Genomic DNA, 23,171 nt, shown 5'->3' with positions numbered 1-23,171 from the left:
ATAGCTAACAATCAAAGTTTCTATACTTGATTGTTACGCTCACATTTCTCTAGGTATTTTTTCACACTTCTTGCAGCAGCAAAGAACGCAAAACTGCCAGTTACCATAGTAAGTGAACCAAAACCCGTTTGGCAATCCATGTTCATATTACCATCAGCGCCCGCTTTTGCATGGCATACAGAACCATCACTCGATGGATACACAAGTTGTTCTTCTGAATAGATACAATCAACACTAAATTTTCGTTTTGGGTTATTTGAAAAGTTATATTGCTTACGCAATAAATAACGTACTTTTGCAAGCAAAGGATCTTGCTTAGTTTTAGCTACGTCCCCTATTCTGATTTGACTTGGGTCGATTTGACCACCTGCTCCACCAATAGTAATTATTGGCAATTTATTTCGCTTACAATGAGCAATGAGTGCCGCTTTTACTTTTACTTGATCAATACAATCAATTACATAATCGAAGTTTTGAATATGCTCTTTGATATTTTCAAGCGTCAGAAAATCATCAACAATACTTACCTTACAGTCTGGATTGATTTCGCTAATTCTACTCGCCATGGCATCCACTTTTGCTTCGCCAATTGTTGAAGATAGCGCATGAATTTGTCTATTTACATTGGTAACACAGATATCATCTAAATCAATTAGCGTAATATTACCAATTCCAGTACGAGCTAAGCTTTCAGCAACCCAACTGCCAACACCACCGATACCAATAACGCAGAAATGTGCGTTTAAAAGTAGCGCTTGTTGTTTAACGCCATATAAACGTGCGATGCCGCCAAAGCGATTCTGATATGACTCTGTCATAAGTGTTCCAATATATCTTAATTAAAAACGTGCCATGGCTGTTGCCATTGTTCAATCAGGGAAATTACTTCAGGCTGTTGATATAACCCAGTTTTTGGCATATTTAAAAACGAATAATCAGTGCCTTTAAAATTAAACTTTAGTGCAAATGCATGAAGGTAACCGCGCTCACTTGCATCTGCTCCATAGCGTTCATCACCTAATATCGGCACTGCCAAACTTTTATGAACTACACGCAATTGATGCGTTTTACCTGTGATTGGCTGTAATAAATACAAACGTAGTCCAGGCGAAATTAAACATGAAACAAAACGCGTAATTGATGGGTTTTCTGTGGTTTTTTGTAACTTATAGCAACCGCGACGCGATTTCACTAAGTCACCTTTTACCCAACCTTGTTTTTTTGTAGGTTTACCTGTGGCAATCGAAACATAGTACTTACTAATATTTCCTTGCTGTTTTTGACTAAACATCTCACCAAATTCAGTGGCTGCTTGTTTATTTCGCGCCACTAAAACAAGGCCTGATGTCATTTTATCAAGGCGATGAACGGGAAAAAGAGATTCGTTTACTTGCTTCTCAAAGCTTGCAAAAAAACCTACTCCCTCTTCACTATGAAAACTAACGTTATGCGGTTTTTCAACAACATAAAAATCTTCACAGCTGTAAATTATATTAAGTACCATTGCTTACTTAGCTAAAAACGCATTCACTTTTGCTAAATCTTCAGGCGTATCAACACCTGCTTGCGGTGCGATTACTGCTGTTTGTACTTTAATTTTTTTGCCATGATAAAGCACACGTAATTGCTCAAGTGATTCAATTTGCTCAAGAGGAGACACTTCAAGTGAAATATATTCTTTGATAAACCCAGCACGGTAAGCATAAATACCAATATGACGTTGATAAAAATCCCCTATTTCAGAAATTTTATCTTTGCCTAAAAAGCGATTTCGATCATAAGGAATGGTTGCTCGTGAAAAGTAAATTGCGTTATTTTGATTATCAGCAACCACTTTAACTACATTCGGGTTTAAGGCTTCTTCTACATCAGAAATTGCGACACTTAATGTCGCCATCGGTGCACTGTCTGATGCTAATAGCCTTGCTACTTGTGAAATGTTTTCAGGTGGTATTAATGGCTCGTCACCTTGTACATTTACAATAATGGTATCATCTGAAAGTGCTAATTTTTCAACTACTTCAGCTAATCGTTCTGTACCTGAATCATGATCTTCTCGCGTCATCAAAGCCTCACCGCCAAATTTGGTTACAACATCGAATATCGCTGGGTGATCAGTCGCCACAATAACGCGGTGAGCGCCTGAAGCAAGTGCTTTTTCATAAACGTGTTGCACCATAGGTTTACCTTGAATATCCGCAAGGGGTTTAGCAGGTAAACGACTCGATGCATAACGCGCGGGAATAACGACTAGGAATTCCACTTTTCAACCTCTTCAAGCGTTAACTCACGCGCTTCTTCTTCTAATAACACCGGAATATCATCGCGTACTGGATAAGCAAGTTTAGCTTGAGTACTAATAAGTTCTCGATTTTCTTTATCAAACTTAAGATGACCTTTAGTTACTGGGCAGGCAATAATTTCAAGTAATTTAGTATCAAATGCCATGGTTATGGATCCCTTTGTCGTTTAATAACTGCCCAAGTTTGTTGAGCAATTGTTGTGTTGGTTGTGCTGATACTTTTAAGTAGTACCAATTTGATTTTGCAAATGCCTGACATTTTACAGCGTCTTTTTCAGTCATTAACAATGGACCTGTTAGCATTGCAAAGTCAGTATCTTGATAATTATGATGATCTTTAAATATATGATGACCGAGCACCTTAATATTCATTTCATCTACTGTTTTCTCAAAGCGCGATGGGTTACCAATGGCACTAATCAAGGTTAACGGCTCATAGAAATCGGTAATTTCTTTTTGATCTTTCACTCGGTATACACCATCAACAACGAGCGTATACCCAATATTGCACGTATCACCGTTATATATTGTTAGGTCAACATGATTTAGCCTGGAACATGGCTCTCTTAAAGGGCCCGCAGGTAGAACTAATTTGTTACCAAAACGCCTAGTAGCATCGACAATACATAACTCAATAGCTCTAGGCATTTGGTAATGTTGCAAACCATCATCGGCAATAATGACATCTAATGAATACTTGTTGTTTAAAAATGAAATACTTTCATTTCTTTTTGGAAAAACTACAACAGGTACTTTACACCTAAGGGCAATCAATTTTGGTTCATCGCCAGATTGCTCTGCGCTAACATTCTCATCAACTAATAAAGGTTTAGATTGAACTTCACCACCATAGCCTCGTGAAATTACGGCAACACGCAGGCCTTGCTTTTTTAAATGCTCAACAAGAAACACTGTGAAGGGTGTTTTACCCGTACCGCCAACTGCAATGTTGCCAACAACTATCACTTTGGGCTTATCGCTTTGGTTTTGTAGTTTACGCAGAGTATAAAAACGGTATTTAGCAACCAAGTAAAACAGCGCGCTAAGAGGTAATAGCAACCATGTAATGCCGAATTTACTGTACCAACTGCGCTCAACTAGCTTCATTAATCATTTGCCTGCATTTTTTGAAGCGCTAAATAAGCTCCTTGCTTTTCAAGTAACTCAGTATGCGAGCCCGACTCGATTATTTGGCCTTTATCCAAAACATAAATAACATCAGAGTTTTCAATCGTTGATAAACGATGCGCAATAACAATCGAAGTTCGGCCTTTCATTAAGTCGTTTAACGCATGTTGAATTAATTTTTCTGACTCAGTATCAAGTGCTGATGTAGCTTCATCTAAAATTAAAATTGGCGCATTTTTAAGAAGTGCACGTGCAATTGCAATGCGTTGACGCTGACCGCCTGATAGCATTACGCCATCTTCGCCGACAATGGTTTGTAAACCTTCTGGTAAGTCTTTTACAAATTCCCAAACATGTGATTGCTCGACAATTTTTTGTAGTTTTTCCGAAGTGATCTCACCTTTAAAACCGTAAGTGATGTTGTTCTCAATCGTATCGTTGAATAACACAACTTGTTGCGAGACGATGGCATATTGTTCACGTAGCCAAGTTAAATCAAAGCTATTAAGCGATAGCCCATCAAGTTTAATATCACCACTCGTATAGGTATCGTAGAAACGAGGTAATAAGTTAGAAAGTGTTGATTTACCAGAACCCGAGCGCCCAACTAATGCAACAGATTGCCCAGGTTTAATATCCATCGATAGTTCGTTTAGAATATTGCGCTCTGTATTTGGGTAGGCAAACGACAAATTCTCAATGGTGATATGACCATCACATTTTTCCAGCGTTTTTGAGCCTGTATCTTTTTCATTATCTAAATCTAAAATATCAAAAATACTTTTTGCTGCAGCGATACCCCGCTGCAATTCTACATTCACATTTGATAGCTGTTTTAACGGGCGCAGCATCATCATCATTGCAGTTAACAAGCTAACAAACGCACCTGTAGAAATTGGTTCAACAAGGTTAAAGCCAATTGCAGCCAACACCATTGCAATTGCTGATGCTGCAATAATTTGAATACTGGCAACACTAAGTGCTTTTGTCGCATCCATTTTTACACGTTGTTGACGGTTACGGTTATTAACATCAGCAAAACGTTGCTGTTCAATTTCTTGACCACCAAATGAATGAATAACTTTATGCCCTTTCACCATTTGCTCAGACGCGCGGGTTACGCCACCCATTGCATCTTGAATTCGTTTTGCAATTACGCGAAACCTTTTAGAAACAACTGATACAATAGCAGCTACAACCGGTACAACTAGAATAAATAACAATGATAATTGCCAGCTTGCCACTAACATATTAATTACCAAGAAAACAACAAATGCGCCTTCTCTTACTATAGTGATTAAGGCTTTTGTTATCGCTGTTTGTACTTGCTCTGCATCAAAGGTGATCTTTGAAATGAGCTCTCCAGTTGAATGCTGATCGTGAAATGACACCGGTAAATGAAGTAATTTAGCAAATAATTCTTTGCGAATAGCCATCACCACGTGTGAACCCACATTTGCTAAGCAATAGCTTGAGACAAAGTTAAACACCCCACGGAAAAGTACCAACAGAACGACGACTACAGGTGCCCATTTCATGACTTCTTGGTTTTTAGCGGTTAACCCTTGTTCAATAAATGGATCCATCAAATATACAAAAAGACCATCCATTGCGGCATAGCCCAGCATACCAATTATGGCAAAAGTAGCAGCTAATTTATGGGGCTTTACATAGGTTAATAAGCGTTTGTAATATTCTGATGAGGTCGACATGAGTGAAACTTAAGTTGATTTGTGCTTATTGTATAGCGCCTATTTGTAAAACCCAAGTCGAACTGAGTGTTAATCAACTAGAAACCAATAATTTTTTAGCTGTTTTTGCGAACTAACTGTGTAGTTTGTATCCGTTACACTTACTTTGATTGCGCCACGGTATGTGGCTAACTGTTTTATATTATTTGAAGCATAACGCTCAACCACTTTAAGCGAAGGAAATTTCCAACGATTATATGCATTTACTGAATGTAACACCCATGACGGATTAGTATGCTTAATAAACGCGTCAGTTGACGAGCTGTTACTTCCATGATGTGGTGATATAAGCACATCAATATCAGCAATTCTCTTATCATTTAAAAGTGCGTGTTCTCTTTTTTTCTCAATATCTCCAGTTAGCAACAACTTAAAATGTTTATAAGTAACTAAAACTACACACGAATTATTGTTGTCAGATTTAAACGCTGTGTTTATCGAAATTGATTCAAATGTGATGTTACTTAACCAGTTTGCCTTAAAGCTACATGCTTTGCCAAAGCCACTGATGGTAGCTAATTTGCCATTTTCAATAATATGGCTTAAACCGCCACTGTGATCATTATCATCATGGCTTATCACTGTACTCATCAATTTAAGGTTATTGATTCTTAATGTAGGCAAAATCACACTTTTTACATAACTATAATCACTGTATTTTGCGCCAACATCATATAAAACAGCTTGGTTATTGTGACTTAACAGCACTGCCAATCCATGACCTACATCTAACACTCTGATCACCAACTGCTCTTGGTTAAAACTTGCTTGTGATAAATAAAACACCATTAATGGCAGTGTTAAATAAAGTGAATAACGGGTGTAAAGCAAAAGTAGACTACTTATCAGAAGCAAAACTGTTAGTTGCCAACTGATACTCGGTAAATTTAGCCAAGAGCCAATATCATTAAATTCATTAATGCTAGCCACAATCAAAGCAAGTAGTGGATCAAGCAAGATTATAAATAACTCTGATTGCAATAGTGCTGATAGTAACGAAACCAATAAGATGCCGGGCATTAGCACAACAGAGAAAAAAGGAATGGCAATTAAATTTACAAACAAACTGTAAATGCTAAAACCATTAAAAAAGAACACCGTAACTGGTATTAACGTTATTGTAATAGCAACTTGAAGAACGAAAAATTTAGCTAAGTAAGACCTAATTTTAAATTTTTTGATTAAATCGAGTGAAATAAGAATACTGAACACCGCAGCAAACGAAAAATAAAAACCAACAGTTAATGGCACAAATGGGTTAAAAATAAATACACAAAGTAACGCAAACATAAGCGCTCGATAGCCAATGTATGCACGATTAATTTGCCAGCAGATGCAAAAAGCACAAAGCATTATAAAAGCACGTTGCGCTGAAGTGGCATAATTAGAAAAGTGTAAATATAAAACACAAGATAGAATACCTACTAAAAGTGGTAATACCTTTAAACGATTAAATTTATTAAAAAACAGACAGCAAACCCGAATAACCCAATAACTAAAAGCAAACACAATCGTCATATGTAACCCTGAAACGGCAAATAAATGTGAAATGCCTAACTGTCTTGATATATCTTTAAATTCTCTTGGCATTTTGCTGGTATCGCCAAATAAAACAGCTGAGTAAAGCCAAGCATATTCTGAGAACTCTATAAATCGCGCTCTTTGCTTGATATCTTTGCTGGTTACTTTAAATAGACTGTTATTGCTAATGCTGCCTTTATATTTTATGCCGTGATAAAAATTATAAAGGCGGCGATCAAAAATCCCTTCATTTACTACTGGCACAATGGGTTTTAATTTAACTAATGTTGTAATTGTATCCCCTATTCTCACCGTGTTTTTATCGAAACTCTGTTTTGTTAAATAAAGTTGTAGTGTGAGTTTTTTATGTTTAGCTATTTTTTCCGTGCCTAATACAGATGGTTTGACACTCAGCCGATAGGTATATAAATAGTCATCAATGCGCTCGACATTTCCTTTAATCAGCTGTTTTTGCTGTAATTCGGCGTAACTCAAGTGAGTATCATAGATGCAGTGGTAGTAGATAATTGGATATGCCAAACCGAATAATAACGCACTAATAACAACAATCTTTGTCTTAAGATTAGGTATTGTTAATACACCCACTAGTACAATCAGTGTAATTGTTAAAAAAAAGACTGGCGTATTGAGTAAAAATAGCGACAATATGCAGCCTAGAACAAAGCATGCAATGCTTTGCCAAAAAGGAAGATGTATACCGCGATGCCAAAAAAGACGATCCAAAAGTTGTTACCAGATCACAACAAGATTAAGCAAAATAAAACGCTTAGTATTTTTGGTGACGTATTACATGATGCAAATTTATGGCATTTAAATAGACGTTCTGCACGTGGTGCATTCGCCGTGGGCTTATTTTGGGCATTTATTCCAGTTCCTTTTCAAATGCTGCTAAGTGCAGCAATTGCGATTCCATTTCGCGTTAACTTACCGCTCTCTGTTGCTTTAGTGTGGATCACTAACCCTTTAACTATGGCACCTATTTTCTATTTTAACTATTTAGTTGGCTATTTGGTGCTTGGGCAGCAAAAGCAAGATTTTACTTTTGAAGCCAATTGGCAATGGTTTGTTGACAGTTTGTCGAGTATTGGACCGGCATTTATGGTAGGTAGTTTTGTATGTGCCGCAGCCGCTTCTGCTATTGGTTACTTTGGTATTGATTACCTTTGGCGTTATTCAGTATTAAAACAGTGGAAAGCACGTAACAATAAGAAGTGATTTTTTACGTTTTTTCAAATCAAAAAAAACCTCACAAGATTGTGAGGTTTTTTTATGTTATTTGAAAAATCGTCTTCGTATGGCCACAAGCGGAAGAAGTAATAAGCCAATCAAGCCTGTAGAAGCGCCTTGACGCTCATAGGTTTCTTTTTCCTTTGGTGGACAAGTATCTGCTACACCATTTGGGTTATAAGTAAGTTTTACAGGAACAACAATACTTTCTTGTTCAACTTTACCAGTGCTATCTACTACCACATTACCTTGTGCATCTCGTTTATCAACAGTTTTAGTCGCTGTACCATAAATCGTACCGTCGTTATTAATGCCGATTGCTTCTGCCACTACATATGGGTATGCGGTTTCACCATCGCTGGCATAACATGGTAGTAAATCATTTAAGTTGGTAAATGATTCAGTATTAATGTTGTAAATAAAGCCCTCACGACGACGACTTGCAGAAGACGTTGTTTCAACTTCACCTTGGCCAACAATTAAACCATTATCGTTAATATCGTTTGCAACTGCAGAGCTACTTTTGAAGAAATCCTTCGGAAAAATGGTTTCTCCAGTGGCAATATCATGATAGAAAAACTTGCTGCGAGATGTGTTTTCAATTTTTTGAATAGCATAGCCAGTAAATATATTATTATTGTTAATAGCTACAGCACGACCACCATTTTCATATTTGCTTTCATCAATAAACTCAACAACATCGCCATCTTTATAATAAACAGGATAGATTCTTTTACTGTCACCATCCTTATAGCGAACAACCGAATAACCAACTGCTATATCATTTGAGCTAATTGCTAAAGCTGCACTTATCCACGCATCTTTTTGTTCATCTTCATCAGGAACAATACCAATACCTAAATCGATGGTATCAACAACATTAAAGTCATTATCTAAAATCCATTTTGTTGCATGACGGTTAAAAAGTGCTCGTGTACTTGATGTAACATAGCTTTCATAACATACTTCTAAAGGCAGTGCTTCGCCGTCACAACGATTATCCAATGATTCTTGAGCATCTGATGCAATACTAACTGATGATTCACCTACCACAACATAACCATCGGAGGTTTTCTGAATACCCGTTGCAGTTGAAATGCCACCGTACGTTTGCTCAATTGGCATTAAATCAACGCGTTCACCAGCTGGTGTAATTACAAAACCACGGCGTGTAAACTCACGGATATAATGCGTTTCTGATTCCGTGTCACCATCTGGGGTAAATTGAATCTTAGTATAAGGAGCAGAACCCCAACCAACTTTTACGCCATCTTCAGAAATAGCAGTGTAAATATTTTCAACAGAACGGGTTAAACCTTCATAATCTGCATCTTCAACATCAAAAAAAACTTTTTCAGTCGTAGGGTTGTTAAATTCAATCCCTACATTGTATTCTAAGCTTTTGTTAGCTGAGATTTTTTGGTAACGGCTACTTGAATAGTATTCGCGTAGAAAATCCTGCAAAAACTGCTGTGCATCTCCGTTAATTGTACCGTTTTGAATATCTTCTAAGGTAAACGTAATTTCTTCATCAATATTTTCAAATGCACTCTTACGCCCTTCATAGTAGTTTTTGATTGCTGAATCTTCGAAGTCCAGTTCAGCAACATCAATATGAATATCAAATACACCTTGTGCCATGCCAACTGCTTGACCAGCTTCATTCATATCAGTTACAAATGCGTGTTTTGCGTAACTAAGGTTACCAAGTTCTTCTAAAACATATGGAGTAGCGCCTTGAACCTGAGGCGTGATTGCAGCAAAAACTGCCGCTGCAAGTAATTTATATTTCATTTTTATTCCTACTACTGATCCTGTAACTGTTCCAATTCTTCCCAGCGCATAAAAGCGGTTTCAAGCTTCGACTCTGCTTGTTGTAATTGGTTCAAGGTTTTCTGAGTTTGCTCACTATCTTGCTTAAAAAAATCTGGAGAATTAACAACTTCCTGAAGTTCTTCAACTTCTTGTTCTAGCGATTCTAATAAAGCCGGTAGCTCTTCGAGTTCTCGTTTTAATTTGTATGATAACTTGCCTGATTTTTTTGCTAAAGGCTTATCGCTGATTTTTTTGTCGTTTTCTGTGTCATTTTGTTTTTGTTCAGTTGCATTTCTTTCAGCAAGTGACGCAGCATAATTTTGAAAGTCTTGATAACCACCAACAACTTCAACTACTTTACCGTCACCCAAAAAGCCCCAAACAGTGCTACATGTATTATCAATAAATTCACGGTCGTGACTCACAACCAATACAGTACCTTGATAATTGGCTAAAATTTCTTCGAGAAGTTCAAGCGTTTCAACATCAAGATCATTGGTTGGCTCATCGAGCACTAAAATGTTACTTGGCTTTAAGAACAGTTTGGCAAGTAAAAGTCGGTTCTTTTCACCACCAGACAGAGATTTAACTGGCGAGCGAGCGCGTGCAGGAGGAAATAGGAAGTCTTGTAAATAACCAAGCACATGTCGGCTACGACCACCAATATTGACTTCTTGCTTACCGTCAGCAACGTTGTCTTGCACGCTTGCTTCTTCATCAAGTACGGCTCGATATTGATCAAAGTAAGCAACTTCCAAGTTAACACCTTGTTTTACTTTGCCTGAATCTAGTGACAATTCACCAAATAAAATTTTAAGCAAGGTAGTTTTACCTACGCCATTTGGCCCAACTAAACCAATACGGTCACCTCTCATAACTAATGTTGAGAAGTCTTTCACAATTGGTTTGTTTGTAAATCCTTGACTAATACCCTTAGCTTCAAATACTAGCTTGCCTGAACGCTGAGCACTTTCGATGTTAAAGTCTGCTTTTCCTTGACGTTCTACCCTTGCTTTACGCTCTACACGGAGTTGTTTAAGTGCACGCACTCGACCTTCATTACGCGTTCGACGGGCTTTAATGCCCTGACGGATCCACGCTTCTTCTTCAGCGAGTTTTTTATCAAACAAAGCATTTTGGCTTTCTTCAACCTTTAATGCATGCTCTTTTTGTTCTAAGTACTTTTCATAATTTCCAGGGTAAGAAACAAGCTTACCGCGGTCTAAATCAAGAATACGTGTCGCCATCGAACGAATAAAGGCACGATCGTGAGAAATAAATACAATTGCGCCACTAAATTCTCTTAGAAACTTTTCTAACCATTCAATGCTGGCAACATCTAAGTGGTTGGTAGGCTCATCAAGTAATAATAAATCAGGTTCACCGACTAATGCTTTAGCAAGTGCGACTTTGCGAAGCCAACCACCTGAAAGCGACGTTAAATCGCTATTTGGGTCAAGTTCTAGTTGACTTAATACTTGATTAATTTGCGTTTCAAAACGCCAGCCGTCGTTAGCTTCTAACTGCGAAGACAAACGTTCAAACTGTTTTAACACTTTCTCGCTATTGTCATGACTTAACTTGGCACTTACTTCATGGTATTCAATCAGTAACGATGCAATATGAGGTAAACCATTGGCAACATAGTCAAAAACAGTGCCGTTTGCACCTTTAGGTGGGTCTTGCTCAAGGCGCGCTATTTTCAACCCACTTAAACGGTTAATTTCCCCGTCATCAAGTTGAATTTGGCTATCAAGCACTTTAAGCAAACTTGATTTACCCGCACCATTTCGACCTACGATACATACTCGCTCACCACTTTCGATGAGCATGTCGGCGTTATTGAGTAAAGGATGAGTGCCAAACGCCAGCTGGGCACCTGTAATTCTTATTAAATCCATGCTTACTTATTATTTAAAATGTCTTCAAGAGTAAACGGCCAAAATAATTTAGTCCCTGTGCTAAATTGTGCAACAGGAATGTTTGTTTGGTATTCAGCCATCAGCGCTTCGCTTTCTACAATGTCAATCAAGTTAACATTTTCTTCAAGGCCTGCTTGTATAAATAAATCAAAGGCCTGCTCACATAAATGACAGCCATCAGTATGATAAAGCGTGATGTTAGGCATTACGAATTAACCATGCATTATGAATTTGTTTATTGCGTTTAAAGTCAGGAGAAAGTGTTTTTTCACTAATATTTTCAGCAATAAGGCCTAAATCAAGTAAACCTTCTTCATTCATCGTAAAACCGCGCTTATTATTCGAAAATAACAAAGTACCATTTGGTGCAAGTATACGTTTTACCCAGGTGAACAATTTAATGTGATCGCGCTGAACATCAAATTCTTTTTTCATTCGTTTTGAATTTGAAAACGTAGGCGGATCTAAAAAGATAAAATCAAATTGACCTTTTGCTTGTTCAAGCCACGCTAAACAATCCGCTTGTTCAAAGTGATAGCGTGGACTGTTTAAATTATTTAAAGCAAAGTTTTCACGTCCCCACTTTAAGTAGGTATTACTCATATCAACGCTGGTAACTGACTTTGCGCCACCAACGGCAGCATGTGTTGATGCGCTGCAGGTATATGCGAATAAATTTAGTACACGTAAGTCTTTACAATTTTGTTGAATATAACGTCTTGCCAAACGATGATCTAAAAATAAACCGGTATCTAAGTAATCGTGCAAATTAACTTTAAATTTCACACCATACTCTTCAACGGTCATATTATTTTTAGATTTATCGGTACGCTGTGCTTTTTGATACTGCGCGCTACCTTTTTGCTGTTTACGCTGCTTGACCACAATATTACTTGGTGCAATATCAAGCGTTTGTGCACTTAAATATATTACATCTTGTAAGCGTTTTTCCGCGGTTACTTCATCAATGGTTTTTGGCGGTGCATATTCATAGATCACTAAGTATTCGTTATACACATCAACTGCAACATTGTATTCAGGAATATCTGCATCATACAAACGGTAACAACTAACCCCCTCTTTTTTAAGCCATGATTTTAAGCCTTGTTTGTTTTTCTTTAGGCGGTTTGCAAAAGCCATTGAACCATCATAGTTAAGCTTTGTTTCGCGTGATTGTTCAGTATTTTTTTCATCTAAATCATAAAGATTTAAGACACAATCTAACGGACCGTTTTTAAGTTTGTATTGCTTTTTCTTTGCAAGTTTCAGAAGTGCTAATAGACTAATATCGGTAGCAAAAAGCGCTAAATGCCAATATTTAAAATGCTTTTTAAAGGCATCACCTAAATGGCGATATAAATTTACCAGTTCAGCTTTTTCACCTAAACGTTCACCATAAGGTAGGTTTGATAAAACCACACCTGGCAGTTTCGCTACAGCCGTTAATTTATTAGCATCCGCTTGTTTTAGCTGAATAAATTTAGCAAACGGTAAATGTTCAATATTTTGACGTGCTTTATCTAACACACGTCCATCAATGTCATTACCAATTAGGTAAAGCTTTTGATCCGTTTGTTTATCTTTTAATTGTTGTTTTAATTCTTTAAATTTTGCCGGGCGAAATCCCGGAAGAGATTGAAATGCAAACTCTTTTCGATAAAGACCCGGTGCAATATTCCATGCCATCATTGCCGCTTCAATTAAAAGCGTTGCAGAACCACAACAGGGATCAAACAGTGGGCGTGATGGGTCTTCTAACCAACCTGAGCGACTAACCAAAGCCGCTGCTAAGTGCTCTTTAATAGGAGCTTCACCTTGGTGTGGGCGATATCCGCGACGAGAAAGACCTGGTCCTGAATAATCAATATAAAGGGCACATCTTTCTTTATTTAACCGCCCTACGACTCGCACATCAGGTGATGTTTTTGAAATATTTGGTCTTTGTTGATGGCTGGCAAAAAAACTATCTACAATTGCGTCTTTCACTACTAACGTTGAAAACTGCGTATTTTTTAATTCGCGATTTGTACCATTAAAGTCAATTGCAAGTGTTTGGCTTGGGCCAAAATATTCTTGCCAATCAAATTGCTTCGCTAAACCGTACAGGTCATCTTTAGTATTAATCTGATCTGATTCACACAGTAACATCATCACACGGGTTGCGTAACGGCTAACAAGACACAATGTTTGAGCTTGTAAATTTGACGCATTAAAACGAATCGAACCAACCGTTTGCTTGGTGATCTCAGCGCCTATATCTTGAATTTCAGTAGCAAGTAAGTTTTCTACACCAATCGACGTTAGTGCAATAAAAGATAGTGAATTGCTCAAAGCAAAAACCCTGTTAAAAAATCTGGCTGAAGTATAACAGTTTTAAAACAAGGGTGCGATAAAGCCTATGCGCGTTTTAACTGTGATTGATTGATTAAAATAGGGTTTACTCTATCATTAAGTACTTTTATCGTCTCAAAGCGATTTAATGAAAAGTTTTCATCCAATTGCATGTGATGTTCTAAGCACATACAAAGTGCACTTTCACTGTCGCATTCAATGATTAGAAATTGCCCTGATTGCTGATGTGAATTAAGCGTAATAATGGCTTCTGTACTTGGAATATGACCTTGGTAAGGTTTGAAAAACCAACTTTTGGCGAGTACGGGTTTTAAATGCAGTTTTGCAGCAGTCGCATGAAGTGCAATAACAGCAATTTCACCTTCGCTCCAGAGGTTAAATGCTGCAAGATAATGGCAAATTTGCTCATACAGTGCGGCATCTTCTAAGCTAAAACATCCGCCTTCTATGGCTGATTGTGTCAATTGTCGCGTTTTATAAGGCATTACAAGCTCTTCTTGTGTCGATTCTACGAATAACACAAGACGATTACGGTTTTCACACGTAAACCATCGCCAATCTTTCCCTGCTTGTAACATAAAAAATCCCCAAAACGTGACATCTTGAGGATTATAGAGCTATCGCTTTAAAAATAAACTATTTTTTAGATTATTTTCAATAGGATCATAAAGTTAAATAACCGATCCTTATAAGGCATCAATGATCTTTTTGATCATTGGCGGGCCTTGATAAATAAAACCAGTATACACTTGCACTAAATCAGCGCCGGCTGATAGTTTTTCTTTTGCAGATTCTGCTGAATCAATACCACCAACACCGATAATTGGTAATTCACCATTAGTTAAACGCTTAATTTCTTTAACGATTTCTGTTGATTTCTGACGAACTGGATGACCTGATAAGCCACCTGCTTCATCAGCATGTTTCATACCTTCAACAGCAGTACGGTCAAGTGTTGTATTTGTAGCGATCACGCCATCAATTTTATTATTGATCAATGATTCTGATACTTGCTGAACTTGTATTTGATCAAGATCTGGTGCGATTTTTACAAGCATTGGTACTTCTTTACCATGTTTAGCTGCCAAATCAAGCTGTTCATTTTTAAGTGAGCTTAATAAATCATCTAGCGCTTCACCATATTGTAAATCACGTAATCCTGGAGTATTTGGTGAAGAGATATTTACAGTGATGTAAGATGCACTCGTAAATACTTTACGCATACAATGAATGTAGTCGTCTTTACCCTGTTCGTTTGGCGTATCTTTGTTTTTACCAATGTTGATACCTAAAATGCCATTAAAACGCGCGTTTTTAACATTTTCCAATAAGTAATCAACACCCTTGTTATTAAATCCCATACGGTTAATAACGGCATTTGCTTCAGGTAAACGGAAAATACGTGGTTTGTCATTACCCGCTTGAGGACGAGGTGTCACGGTCCCTACTTCAATAAAACCAAAACCCATTTGAGAAAATGCATCAATACATTCAGCATTTTTATCAAGACCTGCAGCAAGACCTACAGGGTTTGGTAATTCTAATCCTAGGAAAGTAGTTGGTTTGCTTGCAACCGATTGAGACCAGCACATCGATAACGGTGTATTGGCAAATCGCTTTAGGTTTGATAAAGCAAAGTCATGCGACCACTCAGCATCTTTACTAAACATAAAACGACGCGCTAAATCATAAAACATAATTGTGTTGACCTCTTAATAAAAAAATACCCCGGAAAATTCCGGGGTATTGTATCTAAATTTTTGTTATTGCGCAGTATCGCAATTGTGGCTAAGTAGCATTAATTCACGTAATGCAACTGAGAACTTCGCAAAGTCATGGGTTTGCGAGGTTTTAAACTCAGCAAGCATCAGTTCCCACCGCTCTAGCAGCACTTGATGTTCATCCATCCAGCCTTCAATAATGGTATCAACATCACATTCTGTGGTCTTACAATTATTAAGAACAACTTGTGAAAGTGAACGTTGTTGCCAATCCAGCTCTTCACGATAAGAAGCGCGTGCCAGTGCTTGCCAATGGTTAGCAACTGGTTGCTGCGTAATTTGGTCAAGGAACCAGTGAAGACCCATACCTGCACCTAACTTGAAGTACGTTTCAGATACTTGTGAAATTGGTTTATTCGCAGCGTCAGCAACCTGAGCTAAGTCCATTACTGAGAACAAGCTAGACAACTGAGCGATGCGTTTTGCAAGAGCTTCAGGAACACCTTCTTTCGCTAGCATATTAATTTCTGAATTTAGCTTTTCAGCTTCCTCAGCAACCATATAACTAGTGATGTTTTTGCTTAAATCAGCGAATGCTGGTGCAAAGAATTCGATCGTTTGTTCGATATTCAGTGACTTGTTACGGTGACGTAAGAACCAACGCGTTGCACGGCGAACAGTGCGACGTAATTGATAAAGCATTTCAGTTTGAACAATTGACGGGATCTTATTATCCAGTTCAGAAATTTCTTGCCATGCCTGACCAAGCTCAAATATTGCTTTCGCCATTGAATAGCAAAGTACAATTTCACTTACCGGTGCGCCCGTTTCTTCGCTCATACGCACAACAAAGTTAAGGCCCATGTCGTTAACAATTTCATTAGCAAGTTTAGTCGCAATGATTTCTGCACGTAATGGGTGGTTGTCCATTGCGTCATTAAAACGTTCACGCAGTGGTACTGGGAATGCTTCAACAAGTAAGTGACGGTAGAACGGATTATCAGTGATTTCTTCAACCACTAATTGCTCTTTTAACACCATTTTCGCATATGAAACAAGTACTGATAGCTCAGGACGTGTTAGTCCAGCACCCGCAGCTTGACGTTCTGCTAATTCTTCATCAGACGGTAAGAACTCGATATCACGATTTAACTTGCCTTCTTTTTCAAGCGCATGAATAAAGCGGATCTGCTCTTTTAATGTTTGCGGACCTTTAAGCTGAGTTACAGAAATCGTATGTGTTTGACGGTAACAGTCTTTAATTACCATACGGCCAACTTCATCAGTCATAGAATAAAGAAGCTCGTCGCGCTGTTTCTTAGTTAAATCACCTTCAGAAACTAGAACATTAAGTAAGATCTTAATATTTACTTCGTTATCTGAACACGCAACACCACCTACGTTATCGATGAAATCGGTATTCATACGGCCACCGTTAGACGTAAATTCAATACGACCTAACTGAGTAGCACCTAAGTTACCACCTTCACCAAATATCTTAGCGTTAAGCTCTTCACCATTTACACGTAGTGCATCGTTTGCACGATCACCTACATCTGCGTGTGACTCTTTCTTCGCTTTAACGTAAGTACCGATACCACCATTCCAAATTAAATCTACAGGCATCATTAAGATTGCACGTAGTAATTCGTTAGGTGTCATGGTTACTTTTTTAGTGCCTAACATTTTCTTAATTTCTGGGGTAAGCGTAATTGATTTCGCACTACGTGAGAAAATACCACCACCTTGTGAAATTAAGTCTTTATTGTAATCTTCCCAAGATGAACGCGGTAATTCAAACATACGCTTACGCTCAACAAAAGACGATGCTGCATCCGGATTAGGATCAATAAAGATGTGCATATGGTTAAATGCTGCTTGTAAGCGAATATGCTCTGATAGCAACATACCATTACCAAATACGTCACCTGCCATATCACCAATGGCTACACAGGTGAAATCAGTTGTTTGGCAATCAATACCAATTTCGCGGAAGTGACGTTTAACAGATTCCCAACCACCTTTAGCAGTGATACCCATTGCTTTGTGGTCGTAACCAATAGAGCCGCCTGATGCAAAAGCATCACCAAGCCAGAAGCCGTACTCTTCAGAGATACCATTCGCAATATCAGAGAACGTCGCTGTGCCTTTATCAGCCGCAACAACTAGGTACGGGTCATCTTCATCATGACGAACTACATCAACTGGTGGCACAATTTCACCATGGTGAATGTTATCTGTGATATCTAATAGGCCACGGATAAATAGTTTGTAACACTCTTGTCCTTCTTTAAAGAAGGCATCACGATCTGATGGCAACTGCTTACAAACAAAACCACCTTTTGAACCAACTGGTACAATTACAGTGTTTTTAACTTGCTGCGCTTTAACAAGGCCTAGTACTTCTGTACGGAAGTCTTCACGACGATCTGACCAACGTAGACCACCACGAGCAACTTTACCACCACGTAAGTGAACACCTTCCACGCGTGGCGAGTAAACGAAAATCTCAAACGCTGGCAGTGGTAGTGGCATTTCAGGAATTAGGCTTGGCTGAACCTTGAACGAAATGTATGACTTATTAACTCCGTCTTTATCTTTTTGATAGAAGTTAGTACGAAGTGTTGCATTAATCATATCAACATATAAACGAATGATACGGTCATCATCTAGGTTAGCTACGTTATCTAATTCAGCAATGATCTCGTTAACGATTTTCTCGTAACCCTTCTCAGTGAATTTAGATTTCGGCGAAAACTTCTTATCGAATAGTTTTACAAGTAACTGCGCAATATGTGGGTAGTTTTCAAACGTACTTTCAATATAGCTTTGTGAGAAAGTAACGCCAATTTGACGCATATACTTAGCGTAAGCACGAATAATTGATGCTTCACGACCTTTTAAACTTGCTGCTAGTACCAGCTTGTTGAAGCCATCGTCTTCAAGCTTATTGTTCCAAACATTAAGTAAAGCAAGTTGAAAGCGCTCTGATACTTTTTCAAAATCACCAAGGCCATCTTTACTGATCAGCATGCTGAAATCCATAATCCAGTTTACTTGACCATCTTCGGTCTTAACTGAATACGGCGTTTCACCAATAACACGTAAACCAAAGTTTTCAATAATTGGCATTACATCTGATAAATGAATTGGTTCATTTTTGTGATAAAGACTTAAACGAACTTCATTGGTGTTCGCGCTTTCTTGTGGACGATAGAAAAGCATCGCAAGTTTGTTGTCGTCTGATAGGCTTTCCAGCTTTTCAATGTCAACAACAGCTGCACTTGGTAACACTTGTTCACGGTATGCACTTGCAAATGCTTTCGCATATTTACGCGTTAATTCGTTTCCACGTGATTCACCTGCTCTTTCTAGCAGTGCAGTGTGAAGTTTGTCTTCCCAAGTACGTGCGGCTTCAATAAGGTTTCTTTCGATTTGTTTCACTGTGTATTCAACATTTTGGTCGCAACCACGTACCGTATAATGCGTACGTGCTAGCATTGATTCTGAGAAAAACGTTGTAAATTCAACTTTTTCATTTGAGCCAAAGGCATTGGCTAAGATTTTTTGCGTCTCACGACGAAGTGCTGTGTTGTAGCGTTCTCTTGGTACATAAACCATACAAGAGAAGAAACGGCCATAAGTATCCTGACGAACAAAAACACGAGACATATCGCGTTCTTGCATATGGTGAACACCTAAAGCGACTTCCAGTAATTCACGCTCACGCGCTTGTAATAGCTCATCACGAGGATAGGTTTCTAGAATATTTAAAACAGCTTTGTAAGCATGCGTACCCGGCGCAAAATCCGTCATATCAAGAACGCGTTTAATTTTGCTCTTTAATACTGGTACATCTGCAGCACTATTGTTGTAGAAACTTGATGAGAATAAACCAATAAAGCGGTCTTCTCCAATAACATTGCCTTTGTCATCAAAACGTTTAATGCCGATGTAGTCAATGTATGCTGGTCTATGAACGCGTGATAACGAATTTGTTTTGGTTAAGATTAACAAGTTATCGCTTTGTGCTTCTTTACGGGCAATTTCAGGTAGCTCAGATAAAAGACGTGCTTTTGACTCATCTGAGTTTTTCATCATACCTAAACTGGTACCAGCAACACCTGTCAACTTATAGTCACCTTTAATCGGTGATAAGTCATACTGACGGTAACCCATTAAAGTGAAGTTATCTTTTGCAAGCCAATCTAAAAACTCAACAGTTTCTTTAACTTCGTCTTTGTTTTTATAGCCTTTACGCTTTGGTAATTCTTTGCTGATAGAAACGAGCTTGTCTTTAATCGCTAACCAGTCTTCTACTGCAACAGAAACATCTGCTAAAACTGACTCTAACTCTTGCTTAATAGCTGTAATTACCGACTGATTTGACTGACGGTCGATTTCAATAAAGAACACTGTTTTGTTTGAGTCAGATTCTTGCTCTGTCTTCATACCTGATAATGCAGAAATTAAACCGTCTTTATCACGTTTAATTTTAAGAGGTGAATGAAGTAATAAATGCGAAACGATATTTTCGCGAGCCAAAGCCATACGAACCGAATCAACCAGAAACGGCATGTCTTTAGCGATAATTTCAACGATGGTGTGAGAGGATTGCCAACCATTGTTAGCTAGCTCTGGATTAAACACGCGAATTAGCGCGGTATCATCTGTGTGTTTTTCTAAGCTATTCCATAAGCTAAGTGCTGCGCCATATAAATCACTGTCATTACGGCTCGCTAAATCTTCAGTAGACATATTACTGTATAGAGTTTTAGCAAACTTTTCGACAAGTGACACATTGGTGGCTTTCACTTTACTGCGGATCAGAGATGATACGTTTTCCAGTAAAACTGAGGTTTGGCCTTCTTGTTGAGTCATTATGTGTTCCTTATCTATACCTACCTGTGAACGGTAACTATTTGCAGTCTAACTAACTGCAGTGGAGTCAGGTGAATTCTAACTCTTTTAGCATAGATTTAAATAGCATTTTTTGTAGCAAACCTGTACATATTTCAACCAGTTGGCTTACTATTCACTAAATATAGATAGAAATGGCCATTTCTGGCCATTTTAGTACACATTTATTCAGAAGTTTTTTTACGCCATAGCAAGGTACCGAGTGCTGGTAGGAGGAGTACAGCACCTAACATGTTGACCAAAAACATAAAGGTCAGCAATATACCCATGTCCATTTGGAACTTAAGTGCTGAGAAAACCCAAGTACTTACACCAACAGCTAGCGTAATACCAGTGAACAACACCGCACTACCACGTTCGATAAGCGCACGGCGATAAGCATCTGTCAGTGGCACGCCTTGACGTAATAACCCGCTCATCGATGATAAGATATAAATACCATAGTCAACACCAATACCTACACCCAATGCAATTACCGGCAACGTGCTTACAGTTAAACCAATTTCCAGTGATACCATAAGTGCTTGCGCAAGCGTAGATACTACATACAGTGGTAACACAACAGCAATTGTTGCACGTAACGAGCGGAAACTAATAAAGCAAAGAATAATTACCGCACCGTACACATAAATCATCATCGGCAATTGTGCTTCACTTACTGACTCATTTGTTGCCGCCATTACACCTACAGGGCCTGAAGCTAGTTTAAACTGAAGTGACTCTGTGCCCTCTTCTTTTGCAAACTGTTTAACTGCATCAATTACATGATTAATCGTTTTAGCTTTATGGTCTTCAATAAAGGCGACAATTGGCATAACCGAACAATCACTATTTAGTAGACCTGTACTTGTTTCAACACGGCTTGACGCTTGCACAAGTGACGCAGTATTGCGTGGTAATGTTTGCCATTTTAAATTACCTTCGTTGTAACCAGCATTTACTTGCTGCGCTATGCTACTAAGTGAAACAGCAGACTGAACTCCTTCAACATTTTGTAGTTTCCATTGGAAGCGATCAATACGCTCCATTGTGTCGTGGAAAGTACATGCTTCTGGTTCAGCTTCTACGATGATTTTTAAAATATCTACAGAAATAGAGTATTTATCGGTAATCAAAAACGTATCTTGGTTGTAGCGAGCATCTTCATGAAGTGATGGTGCACCTGCATGTAAATCACCAATTTGCATTTCATTTGATTTAATAAAACCGAATACAAATAATGCCGCAGCAACAAACAAAATCACTTTACTTGTTTTTGGCTCTGTTGCCTTCACTAATAATTCACGAATACCCGCAAATGCATCATGCGTATCACCATTACCATCATCAACACGTTTCATTTTCGTGTAATCAAGATAAGACGCAATTACAGGTAATAGCACTAGGTTTGTGAAAATGATAACTGCAACACCTAAACTTGCTGTAATCGCAAGTTCACGAATAATACCAATATCAATAGAAAGTAGCGTGATAAAACCAACTGTATCTGAAAGTAAAGCGATACCACCTGGCACTAACAGTGCGGCAAAGCTTGATTGCGCAGCAACTTTATTAGAAAGTCCCTGTGCAACTTTTTGTCCGATGCTGTTAATCATTTGAACACCGTGGCTTACACCAATCGCAAATACCAAAAATGGTACAAGGATTGACATTGGGTCTAAACCAAAGCCAACAAGGTTTAATAAACCTAATTGCCAAATAACCGCGATTAATGAACACACAATTGGCAGGATGGTTAGCTTCATGCTTTTACAGAAAAGCCATACCATTACAGTCGTAATTAAAATTGCGATAAGGAAAAACAACACAACATCTTTCGCGCCATCAGCTACATCACCTGCCATTTTCGCAAAACCAATAATATGGATTGATACGTTGTCAGTTGTGAATTTAGTGCGGATTTCACTTTCAAGCTTTTCAGCAAATGCGAGAGTATCTAGTTTTTCTTGTGTTTTTGGGTCGGTTTCCATTAGCTGGGCCGTAACCATTGCACATGAATAGTCATTCGCAACCATACGGCCAACAACTTTGGCCTTTTCGATGTTCTCTTTCACCGTTGCAAGGCCACGGGCATCAGCTTTAAAGTCCGCCGGAATAATTGGACCGCCAGCAAAACCATCCTCAACAACTTCAACAAAACGTGCACTCGGCGCGAAAATTGAACTTACCAGTGGACGGTTAACACCTGGAATAAAGAATAGTTGGTCATGTACATTTTTTAATTGGGTAAAAAACTCAGGATTAAAAATATCACCGCGTTCGTCACACACCGAAATTAAAATGCCGTTTGCCCCACCAAATTGCTTTTCGTGCTTAAGGTAGGTTTGCATGTATTCATGATTAAGTGGAATGTTTTTATTAAACGATGCATCAAGCTTGATTTGCGTTGCTTGAAAACCTAAAAAAACGGTCGCTGCAATAAAAATAAAAAGTACTGCTAAGCGGTGTCTAAAAAGGCTCGTTTCTATTTTTGTTAAAATTGAATTCATAA

General features: G+C 38.3%; 16 protein-coding genes. 1 reads left to right on the top strand and 15 read right to left on the bottom strand.

From position 1 onward, the window contains the following. Nucleotides 1-20: 20 nt before the first annotated feature. From tcdA to AAEU29_RS02465, 7 genes are all read right to left on the bottom strand, one after another. A complete protein-coding gene (tcdA, locus tag AAEU29_RS02495) occupies nt 21-818 on the bottom strand; it encodes a tRNA cyclic N6-threonylcarbamoyladenosine(37) synthase TcdA (protein WP_421971913.1) in 798 nt (265 codons plus the stop codon). Between the two features lie 17 nt (nt 819-835). Then, complete coding sequence (locus AAEU29_RS02490; RefSeq protein ID WP_421971912.1) at nt 836-1,504, bottom strand: pseudouridine synthase; 669 nt, start codon at nt 1,502-1,504, stop codon at nt 836-838. A gap of 3 nt (nt 1,505-1,507) precedes the next feature. Next, entirely contained in the window at nt 1,508-2,263 is a 756-nt protein-coding gene (kdsB, locus tag AAEU29_RS02485; protein WP_421971911.1) for a 3-deoxy-manno-octulosonate cytidylyltransferase, read from the bottom strand. Next, nucleotides 2,251-2,448, bottom strand: coding sequence for a Trm112 family protein (locus AAEU29_RS02480; protein ID WP_421971910.1), 198 nt, complete (start codon nt 2,446-2,448; stop codon nt 2,251-2,253). The genes kdsB and AAEU29_RS02480 overlap by 13 nt, the downstream gene beginning before the upstream one ends. After that, entirely contained in the window at nt 2,438-3,409 is a 972-nt protein-coding gene (gene lpxK / locus AAEU29_RS02475; protein WP_421971909.1) for a tetraacyldisaccharide 4'-kinase, read from the bottom strand. Before lpxK ends, AAEU29_RS02480 begins: the two co-directional genes overlap by 11 nt. After that, nucleotides 3,409-5,142 carry a lipid A export permease/ATP-binding protein MsbA gene (msbA, locus tag AAEU29_RS02470; RefSeq protein ID WP_421971908.1) on the bottom strand — a complete coding sequence of 578 codons (1,734 nt, stop codon included), beginning with the start codon at nt 5,140-5,142 and terminating at the stop codon, nt 3,409-3,411. Before msbA ends, lpxK begins: the two co-directional genes overlap by 1 nt. A gap of 69 nt (nt 5,143-5,211) precedes the next feature. Then, complete coding sequence (locus AAEU29_RS02465) at nt 5,212-7,368, bottom strand: DNA internalization-related competence protein ComEC/Rec2 (protein ID WP_421971907.1); 2,157 nt, start codon at nt 7,366-7,368, stop codon at nt 5,212-5,214. A 57-nt stretch (nt 7,369-7,425) separates the two neighbouring features. On the opposite strand from AAEU29_RS02465, the gene AAEU29_RS02460 reads away from it, so the two are divergent. Further along, entirely contained in the window at nt 7,426-7,938 is a 513-nt protein-coding gene (locus tag AAEU29_RS02460; RefSeq protein ID WP_421971906.1) for a DUF2062 domain-containing protein, read from the top strand. A gap of 57 nt (nt 7,939-7,995) precedes the next feature. Here AAEU29_RS02460 and AAEU29_RS02455 read toward each other — a convergent pair whose 3' ends face one another. From AAEU29_RS02455 to AAEU29_RS02420, 8 genes are all read right to left on the bottom strand, one after another. After that, on the bottom strand, nt 7,996-9,744 hold the full coding sequence (locus AAEU29_RS02455) for a DUF3466 family protein (protein WP_421971905.1): 1,749 nt from the start codon (nt 9,742-9,744) through the stop codon (nt 7,996-7,998). 11 nt (nt 9,745-9,755) lie between these two features. Further along, on the bottom strand, nt 9,756-11,666 hold the full coding sequence (gene uup, locus AAEU29_RS02450) for an ATP-binding cassette ATPase Uup (RefSeq protein ID WP_421971904.1): 1,911 nt from the start codon (nt 11,664-11,666) through the stop codon (nt 9,756-9,758). A 2-nt stretch (nt 11,667-11,668) separates the two neighbouring features. Then, nucleotides 11,669-11,893, bottom strand: a complete 225-nt coding sequence (locus AAEU29_RS02445) for a glutaredoxin family protein (RefSeq protein WP_274762609.1) — start codon at nt 11,891-11,893, stop codon at nt 11,669-11,671. Then, nucleotides 11,886-14,018, bottom strand: a complete 2,133-nt coding sequence (gene rlmKL, locus AAEU29_RS02440) for a bifunctional 23S rRNA (guanine(2069)-N(7))-methyltransferase RlmK/23S rRNA (guanine(2445)-N(2))-methyltransferase RlmL (RefSeq protein ID WP_421971903.1) — start codon at nt 14,016-14,018, stop codon at nt 11,886-11,888. The genes AAEU29_RS02445 and rlmKL overlap by 8 nt, the downstream gene beginning before the upstream one ends. A gap of 65 nt (nt 14,019-14,083) precedes the next feature. Continuing rightward, nucleotides 14,084-14,617 (bottom strand): cell division protein ZapC domain-containing protein, encoded by a 534-nt coding sequence (locus tag AAEU29_RS02435; RefSeq protein ID WP_421971902.1) that lies wholly within the window; start codon nt 14,615-14,617, stop codon nt 14,084-14,086. Between the two features lie 108 nt (nt 14,618-14,725). Continuing rightward, nucleotides 14,726-15,736 (bottom strand): quinone-dependent dihydroorotate dehydrogenase, encoded by a 1,011-nt coding sequence (gene pyrD / locus AAEU29_RS02430; protein ID WP_274762606.1) that lies wholly within the window; start codon nt 15,734-15,736, stop codon nt 14,726-14,728. Nucleotides 15,737-15,802: 66 nt separating this feature from the next. Beyond that, nucleotides 15,803-20,641, bottom strand: a complete 4,839-nt coding sequence (locus tag AAEU29_RS02425; protein WP_421971901.1) for an NAD-glutamate dehydrogenase — start codon at nt 20,639-20,641, stop codon at nt 15,803-15,805. Nucleotides 20,642-20,844: 203 nt separating this feature from the next. After that, entirely contained in the window at nt 20,845-23,169 is a 2,325-nt protein-coding gene (locus AAEU29_RS02420; RefSeq protein WP_421971900.1) for an efflux RND transporter permease subunit, read from the bottom strand. Nucleotides 23,170-23,171 lie beyond the last annotated feature (2 nt).

The sequence above is a fragment of the Pseudoalteromonas aquimarina genome, assembly GCF_049257255.1.
GTDB lineage: Bacteria > Pseudomonadota > Gammaproteobacteria > Enterobacterales > Alteromonadaceae > Pseudoalteromonas.
Note: the sequence above shows the minus strand (reverse complement) of the source record. Positions and strands in the feature narration are given on the sequence as shown.

What these genes read in the sequence shown, in the direction of transcription:
- tcdA (WP_421971913.1), bottom strand. Translation starts at nt 818, where the DNA reads ATGACAGAGTCATATCAGAATCGCTTTGGCGGCATCGCACGTTTATAT.
- AAEU29_RS02490 (WP_421971912.1), bottom strand. Translation starts at nt 1,504, where the DNA reads ATGGTACTTAATATAATTTACAGCTGTGAAGATTTTTATGTTGTTGAA.
- AAEU29_RS02480 (WP_421971910.1), bottom strand. Translation starts at nt 2,448, where the DNA reads ATGGCATTTGATACTAAATTACTTGAAATTATTGCCTGCCCAGTAACT.
- lpxK (WP_421971909.1), bottom strand. Translation starts at nt 3,409, where the DNA reads ATGAAGCTAGTTGAGCGCAGTTGGTACAGTAAATTCGGCATTACATGG.
- msbA (WP_421971908.1), bottom strand. Translation starts at nt 5,142, where the DNA reads ATGTCGACCTCATCAGAATATTACAAACGCTTATTAACCTATGTAAAG.
- AAEU29_RS02460 (WP_421971906.1), top strand. Translation starts at nt 7,426, where the DNA reads ATGCCAAAAAAGACGATCCAAAAGTTGTTACCAGATCACAACAAGATT.
- AAEU29_RS02455 (WP_421971905.1), bottom strand. Translation starts at nt 9,744, where the DNA reads ATGAAATATAAATTACTTGCAGCGGCAGTTTTTGCTGCAATCACGCCT.
- uup (WP_421971904.1), bottom strand. Translation starts at nt 11,666, where the DNA reads ATGGATTTAATAAGAATTACAGGTGCCCAGCTGGCGTTTGGCACTCAT.
- AAEU29_RS02445 (WP_274762609.1), bottom strand. Translation starts at nt 11,893, where the DNA reads ATGCCTAACATCACGCTTTATCATACTGATGGCTGTCATTTATGTGAG.
- AAEU29_RS02435 (WP_421971902.1), bottom strand. Translation starts at nt 14,617, where the DNA reads ATGTTACAAGCAGGGAAAGATTGGCGATGGTTTACGTGTGAAAACCGT.
- pyrD (WP_274762606.1), bottom strand. Translation starts at nt 15,736, where the DNA reads ATGTTTTATGATTTAGCGCGTCGTTTTATGTTTAGTAAAGATGCTGAG.
- AAEU29_RS02425 (WP_421971901.1), bottom strand. Translation starts at nt 20,641, where the DNA reads ATGACTCAACAAGAAGGCCAAACCTCAGTTTTACTGGAAAACGTATCA.
- AAEU29_RS02420 (WP_421971900.1), bottom strand. Translation starts at nt 23,169, where the DNA reads ATGAATTCAATTTTAACAAAAATAGAAACGAGCCTTTTTAGACACCGC.